Raw genomic sequence first — 13,716 nt, 5'->3', positions numbered from 1 at the left:
GGGGAGGCCGGCGGCCGCCACGCCCGCACGGGTTCATCCTGACGGCGGTGCCGTCCCGCGCCGGCTCTCCCGTAGGTTGGTGGCGGAGAAGAACCGACGAGTGCTCGGGAGGAGCGCCGGTGATCGAGATCGAGAACCTGACGAAGACCTACGGCGGGAAGACGGCGGTGGACGACGTCAGCTTCACCGTCCGCCCCGGCCGGGTGACCGGGTTCCTGGGGCCCAACGGGGCCGGCAAGTCGACCACGATGCGCCTCGTCGTCGGGCTGGAGTCCGCGACCCGGGGCCACACCCGCGTCAACGGCAGACCGTACGCCCAGCACCGGGCGCCGCTCGCGGAGGTCGGGGTGCTGCTGGACGCGAAGGCGGTCCACCCCCGGCGCACCGCGCGCGCGCACCTCTCGGCGCTCGCCGCGACCCACGGCATCGCGAAGTCCCGCGTCCAGGAGGTCGTGGACCTCACGGGGCTCGGGGCCGCGGCCGACAAGCGGGTGGGAGGCTTCTCCCTCGGCATGGGCCAGCGCCTCGGGATCGCCGCTGCGCTGATCGGCGACCCGCACACCGTGATCCTCGACGAGCCCGTCAACGGGCTGGACCCCGAGGGCGTGGTGTGGGTGCGCCACCTCGCCAAGTACCTCGCCTCGGAGGGTCGCACGGTCTTCCTGTCCTCCCACCTCATGTCCGAGATGGCGCAGACCGCCGACCACCTCGTGGTGATCGGCCGGGGCCGGATCCTCGCGGACGCGCCGATCCAGCAGATCCTCGCCGGAGGCCGCACGCGCACCCGGCTGCGCGCCACCGACCGGGAGGCGATGCGCCGCGCCCTGCAGGGCACGGACGCCGGCATCACGGAGTTCGACGACGACGGGCTCCTGGTCACGGGGCCGGAGCCGCGGCGCATCGCCGAGGCCGCCCTCTCCCACGGGGTGCTGGTCCACGAGCTCACCCCCCTCACGGAGACCCTCGAGGACGTGTACATGGCCATGACCCAGAACGAGGTCGAGTACCGCTCCGGCGGCGCTCCCGCACCGACCGACCCGGCGCCCTGGGCGGGCGCCGACGCACGAACCGGAGACCGAGCATGAGCACCAGCACCTCGACCGCCCCCAGCCAGCAGACCGGCGCACCGGAGCGCACCGGCCCGTCCGACCCCGCGTCCCGGGTGCGGCTGGGCTTCGGCCGGGTCCTGCGCTCGGAGTGGATCAAGTTCCGCTCCCTGCGCTCGCACTGGATCCTGCTCGGCGTCGCCCTGCTGCTCTCCCTCGGCTTCGCAGCCCTCTCGTCCTCGAGCGCGCTGACCTTCATCGACTTCAACGAGCAGGCCGCCCAGGAGCAGGTGGACACGATGCTGGACGGCCGGAGCCCCGAGGAACTCGGGCTCACCGAGGAGGACGTCCAGCAGCAGAAGGACGAGATCGTCGCCCAGTCCGAGCAGCAGATGACGGAGGGCTCCGGGCTGTCCCTGCCCGAGGGGATGGGCTTCGGCGAGTACATGGCCATGTCCAGCGCCAACGGCGGCCTGCAGCTGGTCATGCTGCTCCTGGGCGCCCTCGCCGTGCTGGCCATCGGCTCGGAGTACTCCACCCGCTCCATCCAGACCACGATGACCGCGGTGCCCCGGCGCACCCCGGTGATGCTCGCCAAGGTGGTGGTGCTCTCGGCGGTCACGTTCGGGTTCGGGGTGCTGAGCGCCCTGCTGTCCCACCTGCTCGTCCAGCCGATCCTGGCCGGCGGGGACCTGGGCTACGACCTGCTGCAGGAGGCCGTGCTGCTCAACATCCTGGCGGTGGGCGTCTTCTACATGATCACCTCGTGGCTGGGCTTCGGTCTGGGCTCCCTGCTGAAATCCACGACCTGGGGGATCGTGGTGCTCGTGGTGCTGCTGATGGTCCTGGAGATCGTGCTCTTCGCCCTGTCCTTCGAGTGGCTCGACGACGTCAAGCCGTACTCCCCGGCGGCGGCGGGCGCGCAGCTGACGTCGATGTACCAGCCCTCGGACGCCGCGCTGAACCACATGGAGTCCGGTCTCGTCTACGGCGCCTGGGGCCTGGTGCTCGTGGCGGCCGGGATCCTGGTCACCAAGAGACGCGCGCTCTAGCGGTCCTCCCGCCCCGGCGGCGGCGCCGGCCCTACGATGTGAGCTGGTGGGCCGGGACGCGGCCCGCGCTACCCGGCGCCAGCGCCGGGCGGACCCCTGGGGAACGGGAGCTGCGGTGTCGGTGTCACGGGAGCGGGAGGCCGGCGAGGCCCTCTCCGCGGTCGACGCCCGGGGCCTGCGGCGGACCCTGCTGCACTGGCTGACGGTCGTGGTGGTCCTCGTGACCGTGTTCAGCTCCGTGGTCAACTGGGTCTTCGTGGACCGGGAGCCGCAGGACCCGGTGGCCACGTGGCTCGGCGGGCTCGAGAACGGGCGCTCGCGGCAGCTGCTGTCCCGCACCGAGGCCGTCGTGGCGGACCCCACCCTGAACATCTTCTCGAACCGGGTGTACCGCAACGCCGCGGGGCGGATCGGCGGCTACGAGATCCTGGGCGTGGACCGCCGCGGGGGCCGCGCCGAGATCCGGGCGCGCGTGTGGTGGGACGGGCCCGACGGCGCCCGGGACCGGGAGGAGGTCCACGTCTACGGGGTGCACCAGGTGCGGCGCAGCGGTCCCTTCAACGACCAGTGGCAGCTCGACTCCCCGGACGCGGCCCCCTTCTCGATCCACCTGCCCGCTCCCCTCGACGAGCTCTCCGTCAACGGGGAGACCGTCCGCCCGGACCCGGACGACCGGGTGCCCGACCCCGAGGGCCCCGGCGGCACCTGGCGCTTCGAGGCCCTGCCCGGGGACTACGCGATCGGGCTGCCCGGGAACTCCTACTACACGGCGGACCCGCCCCTGGAGCCGCACACCGTGGCGTTCCGGGATCCGGCACCGGCCTCGGTGGCGCTGCGGATCGAGCCCTCGCCGAGGATGTGGCAGGAGGTCGACGACCGGATCGAGGAGTGGCTGGAGAGCTGCACCGCCTCGGACGAGCTGTCCCCCGAGGACTGCCCCTCGTCCCGGCGCTGGGCGGCCCCGCAGGAGCCGCTCGAGCCGTCCGCGGCGGCGACCGGGGCGCCGGACCCGGAGATCACCGGCGTCCGGTGGCGGCTGGTCTCCCGGCCGGCCCTGGTCCTGGTCCCGGACCCGGCGGACCCGCTGCGCTGGACGGCGGACGCGCACCGGCCCGCGGAGGCGCGGCTGAGCTACGAGGAGGACGGGGAGACCGTCACGGAGCGGATCGAGTTCCCCGTCCGCGCCGCCGTGCGCTCCACGGGCCAGAGCGCCGAGATCAGCGTGGGCCTGGAGTAGTCGCGGGCGGCGCCGCCTCGGCGGGCGCCGCCGTGCGCGCGGGCGCGCGCCGGAGACCGCCCAGCACCCGGTCGGCCAGCACCCAGTAGGCCACCCCTGCGACGAGGGAGACGACCACGGCCAGGACGGGCGAGACCGGCAGCAGGGCGGGATAGACCAGCCAGTGGGTGAGGTAGATGTACAGGGAGGCCGCGGCCAGCCATCCCGTGACGCGCCGCAGGCCGGCCGGAACGGGCAGCGCGGTCACCCACAGCAGCAGGAGGACACCGGTGATCACCGTGACCTCCCGGACGGTGCTGTCGAAGTACCCCGGCACCGTCAGGAGGGTCAGGAGAGTGACGAGGGACCGTTCCAGGACCGTCCGTGTCCGGGCGGCGGCCCAGCCGAGGGCAAAGAGCCAGAAGACCGGGGCGGGCTTCGGCAGTCCCGGGTCCACGATGTCGTACCGGCTGATCAGCCCGATCGCGAGCAGCGCGAGCGGGAACGCCAGCGGGAAGCGCCGTTCGGCGCGGTCCGCCCACGGCAGCGCCATGAGCGCTGTGACGGCCACGAGCACGTAGACGAGCATCTCCACGAACCAGAAGTGCCACTGCGTCGTCAGGTGCTGCGGCCCCACGATGCCGTTGAGCAGGAAGACGTTCGCCCAGGTGTAGTCGTCGGTGAGCAGGTGCGCCAGGGCGATGAACGCCGCGGAGGGCAGCACGATCCGTCCGAGGCTGCGCAGCTGGCGCCGCAGGCGCGGGAGCCGTTCGCCGTGGAGCTGGAACCGGGCGAAGTTGTAGCCGGCCACGGCGAAGAGCACATGGGCGGTCTGGAATGTGAAGAGCTCCACGTGCGTCATCACGATCAGCACGATGGCCACGGCCCGCAGCACGATGCCGGTCTCCAGGAACGACACGAGCCGCCGCCGCCGGGGGGCGGCCCGGGCCGCCAGGTCGCGGACGGAGGTGAGGTGCCAGTCCGTGGGGAGGTGCCCCAGGGCCTGCTCGAGACGGACGGAGGCCGCCACGTAGGACAGCGAGTCCCCGTCGAGGGAGACGAACGTGTCGTCGTCGCCGACGTCGGGGCGGTCGAGCACGTCGGCGAAGATCCGCCGGACGTCCTCGGGTCCCTCCGCCCGGCGCGGCACCGCCTCGGCGACGGGGGGCGGTGTGCCGAGCGCCAGGACCGCCGGGTAGTCCACCTTTCCCGTGCCCAGCCGGGGCAGCTCCTCCACGGGGTGCACCTCGACGGCAGGGCGCGGCAGGCCGATGCTCTCGGCCACGACCTTGGCGAGCAGGGCCGTGTCCTGCTCGCCCTCGGCGGCCACGACCACGCGCTCGTCGGAGCCCGCGGCGGCCGCCCTCACGCCGAGCTCGGCGAGGATCCGTTCGACCTGCCCGAGGTCCACGCGCAGGCCCACGATCTTGACGAACCGGCTGCGCCGCCCCACCACCTCGTAGAGCCCGTCGGGGTGGCGGCGGGCGAGGTCCCCGGTGCGCAGGTCCTCGACCGTGCGCCCGGCGGCGAGATCCTCCGGGCGCTCCGCGTAGCCGAGCATGACATTGGGCCCGCTGTACACGAGCTCACCGTCCGGCAGTCCGTCCACGGGCTCGATGCGGAACTCCCCGCCCGGGATCGGCACCCCGATCGTCCCGGCCCGCTCGGCCGCCAGCCCGGGGGGCAGGTAGGCCATCCGGGCGGTGGCCTCCGTGGCCCCGTACATCACGACCAGGTCCCAGCCGGCCCGCTCGCCGGCTCCGGCCCAGTGACGGACCCTCTCCGGGGCGAGCCGTCCACCCGCCTGCGTGACGTAGCGCAGGTGCGGCAGGTCCATCTCCGCGAAGCCGACGCGCTCCAGCAGCTCGAAGGTGTAGGGCACGGCCGCGAAGGACGTGGCCCGGTGGGCGCGGACGAGATCCCAGAAGCAGGGATCGACCACGGAGAGGTTCGTCAGCACCACCGCGGCGCCACGGCAGAGGTGGCTGTTGAGCACCGACAGCCCGTAGCAGTAGGACATCGGCAGTGTGGTCGCGGCGCGGTCGTCGGGCCCGATGCCGAGGTACTCGGCGATCGCCTCGGCGTTGGCCGCCAGGTTCTCGTGCGAGAGCCGCACGAGCTTCGGGGAACCGGTCGAACCGGAGGTGCTCAGCAGCAGGGCGAGGTCCGGGTGCAGCTCGTGCCGGGTGCCCGGGCGCCGTTCCTCGACGACCGGGGCCCCGTTCCCGGCGCTCCGCAGCAGGACGTCGGGGTCGTAGGCCGCCACCAGCGACTCGACGGCGGCCGGCTTGTCCGCCGGGACCAGCAGGAGCGGGTGACCGGCCGTGAGGGCCGCGAGGTAGGCCACGAGGGAGTCGACGTCATTGGATGCGGCCAGCACGGCCAGCCGGCGCTCCGTGCCGAGACGCGCGACCAGGTCCTCGACCCGGGCAGCCAGTTCCCGGTAGCTCAGGACGTGCTCGCCCGTGAGGACGGCGGGGCGGTCCCCGTGGCGGGCGAGATCGGCGACGAAGGCGACCCGGGCAAGGTCAGGTTGAAGACTCACCCGCACTACGTTAGAGAAGATCTTTAGCGAAGGAAAGTATTGCCTAATTCGTCCGACATGCGGGATCGCCGGTTCGACGTCCCGTCGGCGGACCGCGGGGGCGGGGCGGTGACGGCCCGGTCGTCGACGAGCAGCGTGGGGGTGGTCCCGGGCGTGACCGTCACGGCGACGGGGGTCCCCACGGGATGGCGGACGTTGTGCGGCTGCCAGGAGCGCAGCGAGCGGCCGGAGGCCAGCCGGACGTGGTGCAGCACGAACGCGCCGTGGTACTCGATCGCGCTGACCCGGGCGCTGGAGCCGGGGTCCGGCTCCAGCGCCACCTCGTGGGGCCGCAGCACGACGTCGACGTCGACGTCACTGTTGGCCCATCCCGGCACGGTGGAGACGATGCCGATCTCGCACGTGAGCAGCGCGCGGTGGACGCGGGCGGGCAGGAAGTCGGCGTCCCCCATGAAGGACGCCACGAACCGGGTGGCGGGCTGCTCGAAGACCTGCTCCGGGGTGTCGGACTGCTCGATCACCCCGTCGTGCATGACCACCACGCGATGGCCGATCGAGAGGGCCTCCGTCTGGTCGTGGGTGACCAGCACGGCGGTGGTCCCGGTCTCGCGCAGCGTGGCCACGGTGTCCCGGCGCACCTGCGCACGCAGCGACTCGTCCAGGCTGGAGAACGGCTCGTCGAGGAGCACGACGGCGGGACGGGGGGCCAGCGCCCGTGCCAGGGCCACGCGCTGCTGCTCGCCTCCGGAGAGCTCGTGGGGATAGCGGTGGGCGAGGTGTCCCAGCCGTACGAGCTCGAGGACCTCACCCACACGGGCCTGCCGTCCGGCGCGCGGGAGCCGGTCCAGGCCGAAGGCCACGTTCTTGGCGACGGTCAGGTGCGGGAACAGGGCGTGGTCCTGGAAGACGAGACCCACCCTCCGCCGCTCGGGCTCCTGGAAACGGTGCCGGCCCGCCACCACGTCCCCGGCGATCCGGATCGTGCCCTCGTCCGGCCGTTCCAGGCCCGCCACGAGGCGCAACGTGGTGGACTTGCCGCAGCCGGAGGGGCCGATGAGCGTCACCAGCTCACCGGGCGGGACCGTCAGCTCCAGTCCGCTGACGCCCACGGAGGACCCGTAGTGCTTGCTCAGCGCCTCCAGGACCAGGGCGGGCACGGCGCCGTCGCTGCCGGACGCGGTCCGAGGGCTCGTGGTCTGCACGGTCATGAGGACACCTTTCCGTGGCGGTCCGCCCGGTGGGCCTGCCGGACGAGGAAGAACACGGGCACCACCGCCGCCGCCACGATCACGAGCGCCGGCAGGGCGGCCTTCTCCCAGAAGTTCTCGCGCGCCAGCTCGTAGACCCACACGGAGGCCGTCGTGAAACCGAACGGGCGCAGCAGCAGCACGATGGGCAGCTCCTTGACGGCGTCGATCATCACGAGGACGAGGGCCGTGGCGACCCCCGGGCGGGCGATGGGCAGGTGCACGCGGGTGAGGACGCGGAGCGGGGACGCGCCGAGGCTCTGCGCGGAGAAGGTGACGGTGGGGGAGATCTTGGCGAGGCTCGCGTCCACCGCCTGGTAGGCCGGGGCGAGGAAGCGGATCACGTAGGCGTAGAGGATGCCGAGCACCGAACCCGTCACCAGCAGACCCGTGCCCCCGGGCACGCCCGCCCGTTCCAGCACGGTGTCGAGCCCGGCGAAGGCGATGAGGACGCCGATGCCCACCACGGCCCCGGGAACGGCGTAGCCGAAGGTCGTGAGCTGCGCCGCGAAGGCCACCGCCCGGCCGCCGCCCATCCGCACCCCGTGGGCGACGGCGAGCGAGAGCGCCACGCAGGCCACGGCGGCGATCCCGGCGACCACGAGGCTGTTGCCGAGGTACTGCGCGAAGCGCGGGTCCGAGAGGGAGGCGGGGTTGCCGACGGCCTCCCCGACGGCCCACACCAGCAGCTGCAGCACGGGTACGAGGAATCCGGCGGAGAGGGCGGAGAGGGCGAGCAGGGTGGCGCCCCACGCGCGCCACCCGGTGAGCCGCTGCGGCTGCAGGCCCTGGCCGCGGCCGCCCCGCTGGTGGAACCGGGCCCTTCCCCGGAGCAGCCGCTCGCCGGTCAGCACGGCCACGGCGAACAGCAGCACGAGCACGGCGAGCTGGGTGGCGGAGTGGAAGTCGAAGGTGCCCTTCCAGACCAGGTAGACCCCCACGGAGACCGTCTGCACGTTGAAGTACTGCACCGTGGCGAAGTCGGTGAGCGTCTCCATCATCACGAGCGCCAGTCCGGCCGCGAGCGAGGGCCGGGCCAGGGGGATCAGGACCCGCCGGAGCGCGCGCCCCCGGCCCGCCCCCAGGGTCCGTGCGGCGTCGTAGGTCCCGGTCGTCTGCTCGACCAGTGCGGAGCGCGCCAAGAGGTAGACGTACGGGTAGAGCGTCAGGGACATCACGAGCACGGCTGCGGGCAGCGAGCGGACCTCGGGCACCCACACGTCCGGCCCCAGGACAGAGCGCAGGGCCCCCTGCACCGGTCCGGCCACGTCGAAGACGGAGAGGAACACGAAGCCGAGGATGTAGGCCGGCATGGCCAGGGGCAGGACCAGCAGCCAGACCAGGACGTCCCGCAGGGGGAAGCGGAAGGCCGTCACGAGCCAGGCGAGCCCGCCGCCCACCACGAGGGTGCCCGCGCCCACGCCCAGCATCAGCAGGAGCGTGGTGAGCACCATCCGGCCCAGGTCGCGGGGCGGGGCGGCGGAGCCCAGGCTTCCCAGGCCGTCCACGACCACCGCCAGGACCGGGGTGGCCACCACCACGGCGACGAGGACCACGAGCGCCGACCACGCCGGGCGCCCCGAACCGGGCGCCCGGCGTGGTCGGCGGGCCGATGTCCTCGTCGGTGCGAGGACGGCGGGTTCGGTCACTGATACCCGGCTTCGGCCAGCAGGTCGACGGCCTCGGCGTTGAGGTCCCCGTAGGCCTCGGCGTTCAGGGGCATCCGCTCGAACTCGCCGAAGGCCGCGATGCTGGGCGCGGGCTCCACGGAGGGGTTGACCGGGAACTCGTGGTTCGCGTCCACGAACGCGTTCTGGCCGTCGGTCGCGAGCCACTCGATCAGCCGCTGGGCGTCCTCGGCGTTGTCGGAGCCCTCGACCACGCCGGCCCCGGAGATGTTCACGTGCGTCCCGGCACCCTCCTGGCTGGCCCAGAAGAGGTCGACCTTCAGGTCCGGGTTCTCCTCGAGGGTGCGCGCCAGGTAGTAGTGGTTGTTGATGCCCACGTCGCAGGTCCCGGCGTCGATCGCCTCGAGCAGGAGGATGTCGTTGCTCATGATCTGCACGTCGTTGTCGACCCAGCCCTCGACGATCTCGAGCGCCCGCTCCCGGCCGTGCAGGTCGATCAGACTCGCCACGAGGGACTGGGTGTAGGCCGAGGTGGCGTCCCGCATGCACAGCCGGTCCTGCCACTTCGGGTCGGCCAGTCCCGCGTAGGTCTCCTCGGGGTCGAACTCCGCGGTATCGACGTTGTCCGGGTTGTAGGTCACGGTGCGCGCGCGCATCGCCAGGCCGTACCACCTGCCCTGGGGATCGCGCAGGTCCTCCGGGACCGCCTCGTCGAGGGTCGCGGAGTCCAGTGCGGCCAGCTCGTCCTGCCGGGCGGCGTTCCAGAGGTTGCCCGCGTCCACGGTCATGAACACGTCCGCGGGACTGTCGTCCCCCTCGGCCTTGAGGCGTTCGAGGAGCTCGGCGTCGTCACCGGTGATGAACTCGACGCTGATGCCGGTCTCGTCCGTGAACTCGCCGAAGGCACCCTCGAGGTCGTAGTGGCGTGCCGAGTAGATCTGCAGGTCGGCCGGCTGCTCACCCAGACCGAGCGTGCCGCACCCCGTGACCAGGGTCGTCAGCGCGGTCAGGATGCCGGTGGTGACGTACAGGGAACGACGACGCATCGGGGCCTCTTCCGGAGGGCGCGGCGCTCGGGGACCGCGCGACGATCATTTGGCAACGAAAGCGTATCCTAATCGAACCCCTCGGGTCGCTCCCGGTGGACGGGGCACCGCCACCACGGCACACTAGTGCAGCTCCCCGCCGTGGCGGCCCGCACCGGAATAGCCGTCCCGGACGGGCCGTTGCACTGGTCAGGCCGTTGACCGTGGACGGCACCCGTCGAGACCCCTCCGCCCCGAACCGCCCCGAAAGGATCCGCGTGGCTCCCGAGCCCGAGTACTACCGCCCCGTCCCGCTGAACAACGACCCCGGCCGCGCCGGGTACTCCCGGGCGCCCCACGGGCAGCCGTTCGGCGGGCAGCCCTTCGGCGGGGGCGGGCGCGGCGCCCCGTACCCCGGGCCGCCCGTGGTCAACGTGGTGGGCGGGAAGTCCGTGGTCCTCGCCTACGTCCTGTGGCTCTTCCTGGGCTGGCTGGGCATCCACAAGTTCTATCTGCGCCAGCCGATCTGGGGCCTGATCTACCTGTTCCTCGGTGGCCTGGGCTGGACCCTCGCGGGCGTCGGCGTCGGGATCCTGTTCCTGATCCCGTGGATGCTGCTGATGTTCGTGGACGTCTTCACCATGCCGTTCCGCACGGCCCTCGTGAACGCCTCAATCGCCCGCAGCGCCTACCGGTACTGAGCCCCGATCCCTGACCACCGCGGTGACCGCGCCCGCCCCGTTGGGTGCGGGGCCGCGGGTGTAGTAGTGTTGTGAGGTCTGTGTGCCCGCCGCCCGACGTGCGGTGCCGGCGCGCGGACGACGCTACAGAACCTCCTGCTGCGGAAGGACCGCAGCCGCTCAGCCCGAAGGAGGTGGGTTCGAACATGCGTGAGTACGAACTGATGGTGATCATCAACCCCGAGGTCGAGGATCGTGCCGTGGAGCCGACTCTCAAGAAGTTCCTCGAGGTCGTCACCAAGGACAACGGGACCGTCGACAACGTCGACATCTGGGGCCGTCGTCGCCTCGCCTACGAGATCCAGAAGAAGACCGAGGGCATCTACGCGGTCGTCCGCTTCACCGCGACCCCGCAGACCACCCAGGAGCTCGACCGCGTCCTGAACCTCAACGAGGCCATCATGCGCACCAAGATCATCCGCCCGGAAGAGCAGAAGATCTCCGCCGAGTAAGGACTTCACAACTGATCACCGAGGGCGCCCCGACCGGGCCCCCGGTGAGATGCTTGAGAGATCCCAGCACGTCCCGCACGACCGCGAACATCCTCGACCCGGGAGGTCCACATGGCTGGTGACACCGTCATCACCGTAATCGGCAACCTGACCGCTGACCCCGAGCTGCGCTTCACCCCGTCGGGTGCGGCGGTGGCCAACTTCACCGTTGCGTCCACGCCCCGCACCTTCGACCGCCAGTCCAACGAGTGGAAGGACGGGGAGACCCTGTTCCTCCGCTGCTCCGTGTGGCGCGAGGCGGCCGAGAACGTGGCGGAGTCGCTGCAGAAGGGCATGCGCGTCATCGTCCAGGGTCGGCTCAAGTCGCGGTCCTACGACACCAAGGAAGGCGAGCGGCGCACCGTCACCGAGCTCGACGTCGACGAGGTCGGTCCTTCCCTGCGCTACGCGTCCGCGAAGGTCAACCGCAACGCCCGCTCCGGCGGGCAGGGCGGCGGCTTCGGCGGCCAGCAGGGCGGCGGTCAGCAGGGCGGCGGCTTCGGCGCCGGCGCCCCGGCCGGCGGCGGATTCGGGGGCGACTCCGGGTTCGGCGGCGGTGGCGGCGGCCAGCAGGGCGGCGGCTCCGGCTTCGGCCAGGGCGGCCGCTCCGGCGGCGGACGTCAGCCCGCTCCGCAGGCCGCACCCCAGGGCGACCCCTGGAGCCAGTCCTCCGGCGGGAACTACGACTGGGGCAGCGGCCAGGACGACGAACCGCCGTTCTAGACCTTCCGCACTTTTCCCATCCACCCCATCCCGCGGTGACAAGCCGCGGGCTCCACTCGAAGAACAAGGAGCACCACGATGGCCAAGGCTGAACTCCGTAAGCCCAAACCAAAGCAGAACCCGCTCAAGGCTGCCAAAGTCACTGAGATCGACTACAAGGACGTTGCGCTGCTGCGCAAGTTCATCTCCGATCGCGGCAAGATCCGCGCCCGCCGCGTCACCGGTGTGACCGTGCAGGAGCAGCGCAAGATCGCCCTGGCGATCAAGAACGCCCGCGAGGTCGCGCTGCTGCCCTACTCCGGCGCCGGCCGCTGATCAGAGAGGACAGACACTCATGGCAAAGATCATCCTGACGACCGAGGTCACGGGTCTCGGCGCTGCCGGTGACGTGGTCGAGGTCAAGAACGGGTACGCCCGCAACTACCTCTTCCCGCGCGGTTTCGCGACCCCGTGGTCGCGCGGCGGACAGAAGCAGATCGAGAGCATCAAGGCCGCCCGCGCCGCGCGCGAGGTCGCCTCGCTCGAGGACGCCCAGGTCCTGGCGCAGAAGCTGACCTCGGCCACCGTGACCATCCCGGTCAAGGCCGGCTCCGAGGGTCGCCTCTTCGGCACCGTCAAGGCCGAGGACGTGGCCAAGGCCGTCGAGGCCGCCGGCCTCGGCTCCGTGGACAAGCGCAAGGTCGAGCTCAACCAGCACATCAAGACCACCGGTGTGTACCAGGCCTCCGTGCGTCTGCACGAGGACGTCAACGCGAACGTCGAGTTCGAGGTCGTCCCCGCCTGATCGGTTCCTCCGGTCCGTGCAAGCACGGAAAGGGCCCCCGCGGTGCGCCGCGGGGGCCCTTTCCGCATGTCCGGCGTCCACAGCGGGATCGGCCGGCGGGATCGCTCAGCGGGGCCGGAGGGCCTCGACGACGACGTCGAGCGCGGTGTCGGTGGTGCGCACCTGATCGGCGCGCAGCAGGTCCAGTCCCTTGCCCTCGAGCACGGCGACGGTCTCCTGGAGGGTCGGCCGGGGCACGGTCGGGGGCGGGCCCTCGACGCTGCCGGGGGCGTGGGTGATCCACAGCAGCCGGCCGCCGGGGACGAGCCACTCGGCGGCGCGGCGCAGCAGCGCCAGGTCGTGCTGGAAGTACGCGGCGACGATCAGGTCGAACTGCGGGGGCACGGCGTCGGGCCCGGAGCGCTGCTCCTGCTCGGGTGTCCAGGTCCGCAGGTCGGCGACCAGGGCGCGGCCCGGCAGGCCGCGCTCCGCCAGTGCCCCGGTGATGGTCCGCACGGCGCTGGGGGAGAAGTCCACGGCGGTGGGGTCGTAGCCGGCCGCCGCCAGGGCCAGGGTGTGGCGGCCGGTGCCCGCGCCGAGGTCGAGGGCGGTCGGCGGGCCGCCCGTGCGTTCCCGGGCCGTCCGGTCCAGGAGGGCGGCCACCTCGGGGTGTGGCTGGGCGCCGTCGGGGGAGGACCCCCCGGAGGCGTACCGGTCCTCCCACATGCGCTGGTTGTCGTCCACGGGGATCTCCTGGAGGGGTCGGGTGCGTCGGTCGGGCGTTCGGGCACCCGCGGGCCGGTGCGGCGGTGCCGTCGGGTTCCCCGGGGGACAATGGGTGCATGCCGTCCCTGATCTCCCGTGTCTCGCCGTCCGCCCTGTACTGGTTCGGCGTGGGGTGCCTGCTCTTCACCGTACTGGCTTTTGTCGTGGCGTTCCTGGGCGGGAACTCCGCAGGGCCCGAGACCTCCATGGCGTTCTTCGTGATCGGCTTCGTCGCGGCGGCGGTGGGGGCCACCGTGACGGCGGTGGTGGCCCTCGCGGGGGCCATCGGGTTCGCGTCCGACCGGGTCCGGTTCCTGGTGCTGCTGGGGCTGTCGGTGCTCTGCCACCCGCTGCTGTGGCTGGCACTGCTCGCCTCGGTGTCCTGAGGGCGGGCGGAGGCCTCCTCCAGCTCCCCCAACAGGGCGTGCCGGTCCGTCGCGCCCACGTGGGGCTCGGGGCGGTCCGGGTGCGCGGT

Annotated in this window: 14 protein-coding genes; 9 read left to right on the top strand and 5 right to left on the bottom strand. The window is 72.3% G+C overall.

The genetic code is table 11. The annotated features are described in order from the left end of the window. The first annotated feature begins 119 nt into the window (after positions 1-119). The 3 genes from AC6CH6_RS08815 (at position 120) to AC6CH6_RS08805 (ending at position 3,335) form a co-directional block, all read left to right on the top strand. Positions 120-1,085: an ABC transporter ATP-binding protein gene (locus AC6CH6_RS08815; protein ID WP_498254853.1), complete on the top strand. Its 966-nt coding sequence runs from the start codon at positions 120-122 to the stop codon at positions 1,083-1,085. Continuing rightward, positions 1,082-2,098, top strand: coding sequence for a hypothetical protein (locus AC6CH6_RS08810; protein ID WP_498254852.1), 1,017 nt, complete (start codon positions 1,082-1,084; stop codon positions 2,096-2,098). The genes AC6CH6_RS08815 and AC6CH6_RS08810 overlap by 4 nt, the downstream gene beginning before the upstream one ends. A gap of 115 nt (positions 2,099-2,213) precedes the next feature. Then, positions 2,214-3,335 carry a hypothetical protein gene (locus AC6CH6_RS08805; RefSeq protein ID WP_498254851.1) on the top strand — a complete coding sequence of 374 codons (1,122 nt, stop codon included), beginning with the start codon at positions 2,214-2,216 and terminating at the stop codon, positions 3,333-3,335. Here AC6CH6_RS08805 and AC6CH6_RS08800 read toward each other — a convergent pair. The 4 genes from AC6CH6_RS08800 to AC6CH6_RS08785 all read right to left on the bottom strand — a co-directional run bounded on the left by AC6CH6_RS08800 (position 3,316) and on the right by AC6CH6_RS08785 (position 9,780). Next, a complete protein-coding gene (locus AC6CH6_RS08800; RefSeq protein ID WP_498254850.1) occupies positions 3,316-5,859 on the bottom strand; it encodes an AMP-binding protein in 2,544 nt (847 codons plus the stop codon). The two genes, AC6CH6_RS08805 and AC6CH6_RS08800, sit on opposite strands and share 20 nt — an antisense overlap. Positions 5,860-5,882: 23 nt before the next feature. After that, on the bottom strand, positions 5,883-7,067 hold the full coding sequence (locus AC6CH6_RS08795) for an ABC transporter ATP-binding protein (RefSeq protein WP_498254849.1): 1,185 nt from the start codon (positions 7,065-7,067) through the stop codon (positions 5,883-5,885). Continuing rightward, on the bottom strand, positions 7,064-8,662 hold the full coding sequence (locus AC6CH6_RS08790) for an ABC transporter permease (protein WP_498254848.1): 1,599 nt from the start codon (positions 8,660-8,662) through the stop codon (positions 7,064-7,066). Before AC6CH6_RS08790 ends, AC6CH6_RS08795 begins: the two co-directional genes overlap by 4 nt. A gap of 89 nt (positions 8,663-8,751) precedes the next feature. Then, complete coding sequence (locus tag AC6CH6_RS08785) at positions 8,752-9,780, bottom strand: extracellular solute-binding protein (RefSeq protein ID WP_498254847.1); 1,029 nt, start codon at positions 9,778-9,780, stop codon at positions 8,752-8,754. A gap of 257 nt (positions 9,781-10,037) precedes the next feature. On the opposite strand from AC6CH6_RS08785, the gene AC6CH6_RS08780 reads away from it, so the two are divergent. The 5 genes from AC6CH6_RS08780 to rplI all read left to right on the top strand — a co-directional run bounded on the left by AC6CH6_RS08780 (position 10,038) and on the right by rplI (position 12,497). Further along, positions 10,038-10,460, top strand: a complete 423-nt coding sequence (locus AC6CH6_RS08780) for a TM2 domain-containing protein (RefSeq protein WP_035924387.1) — start codon at positions 10,038-10,040, stop codon at positions 10,458-10,460. A 185-nt stretch (positions 10,461-10,645) separates the two neighbouring features. Beyond that, the gene (gene rpsF, locus AC6CH6_RS08775; protein WP_035924389.1) at positions 10,646-10,951 is read left to right on the top strand and encodes a 30S ribosomal protein S6; all 306 of its coding nucleotides are present in this window, start codon (positions 10,646-10,648) and stop codon (positions 10,949-10,951) included. A gap of 111 nt (positions 10,952-11,062) precedes the next feature. Beyond that, positions 11,063-11,713 carry a single-stranded DNA-binding protein gene (locus AC6CH6_RS08770; protein ID WP_133409644.1) on the top strand — a complete coding sequence of 217 codons (651 nt, stop codon included), beginning with the start codon at positions 11,063-11,065 and terminating at the stop codon, positions 11,711-11,713. A gap of 78 nt (positions 11,714-11,791) precedes the next feature. Next, positions 11,792-12,028 carry a 30S ribosomal protein S18 gene (rpsR, locus tag AC6CH6_RS08765; protein WP_017835048.1) on the top strand — a complete coding sequence of 79 codons (237 nt, stop codon included), beginning with the start codon at positions 11,792-11,794 and terminating at the stop codon, positions 12,026-12,028. Positions 12,029-12,047: 19 nt separating this feature from the next. Beyond that, complete coding sequence (rplI, locus tag AC6CH6_RS08760) at positions 12,048-12,497, top strand: 50S ribosomal protein L9 (RefSeq protein ID WP_095650056.1); 450 nt, start codon at positions 12,048-12,050, stop codon at positions 12,495-12,497. Positions 12,498-12,602: 105 nt separating this feature from the next. On the opposite strand, the gene AC6CH6_RS08755 is transcribed toward rplI, so the two are convergent. Beyond that, positions 12,603-13,220 carry a class I SAM-dependent methyltransferase gene (locus AC6CH6_RS08755; RefSeq protein ID WP_498254846.1) on the bottom strand — a complete coding sequence of 206 codons (618 nt, stop codon included), beginning with the start codon at positions 13,218-13,220 and terminating at the stop codon, positions 12,603-12,605. 98 nt (positions 13,221-13,318) lie between these two features. On the opposite strand from AC6CH6_RS08755, the gene AC6CH6_RS08750 reads away from it, so the two are divergent. Next, positions 13,319-13,627, top strand: coding sequence for a hypothetical protein (locus AC6CH6_RS08750; RefSeq protein ID WP_017835045.1), 309 nt, complete (start codon positions 13,319-13,321; stop codon positions 13,625-13,627). The last annotated feature ends 89 nt before the right edge of the window (positions 13,628-13,716 follow it).

The organism is Kocuria sp. GQ42, from assembly GCF_059758435.1.
This window is presented reverse-complemented; position numbering and strand designations above follow the sequence as displayed.

What these genes read in the sequence shown, in the direction of transcription:
- rpsF (WP_035924389.1), top strand. Translation starts at nt 10,646, where the DNA reads ATGCGTGAGTACGAACTGATGGTGATCATCAACCCCGAGGTCGAGGAT.
- AC6CH6_RS08785 (WP_498254847.1), bottom strand. Translation starts at nt 9,780, where the DNA reads ATGCGTCGTCGTTCCCTGTACGTCACCACCGGCATCCTGACCGCGCTG.
- rpsR (WP_017835048.1), top strand. Translation starts at nt 11,792, where the DNA reads ATGGCCAAGGCTGAACTCCGTAAGCCCAAACCAAAGCAGAACCCGCTC.
- AC6CH6_RS08750 (WP_017835045.1), top strand. Translation starts at nt 13,319, where the DNA reads ATGCCGTCCCTGATCTCCCGTGTCTCGCCGTCCGCCCTGTACTGGTTC.
- AC6CH6_RS08810 (WP_498254852.1), top strand. Translation starts at nt 1,082, where the DNA reads ATGAGCACCAGCACCTCGACCGCCCCCAGCCAGCAGACCGGCGCACCG.
- AC6CH6_RS08795 (WP_498254849.1), bottom strand. Translation starts at nt 7,067, where the DNA reads ATGACCGTGCAGACCACGAGCCCTCGGACCGCGTCCGGCAGCGACGGC.
- rplI (WP_095650056.1), top strand. Translation starts at nt 12,048, where the DNA reads ATGGCAAAGATCATCCTGACGACCGAGGTCACGGGTCTCGGCGCTGCC.
- AC6CH6_RS08770 (WP_133409644.1), top strand. Translation starts at nt 11,063, where the DNA reads ATGGCTGGTGACACCGTCATCACCGTAATCGGCAACCTGACCGCTGAC.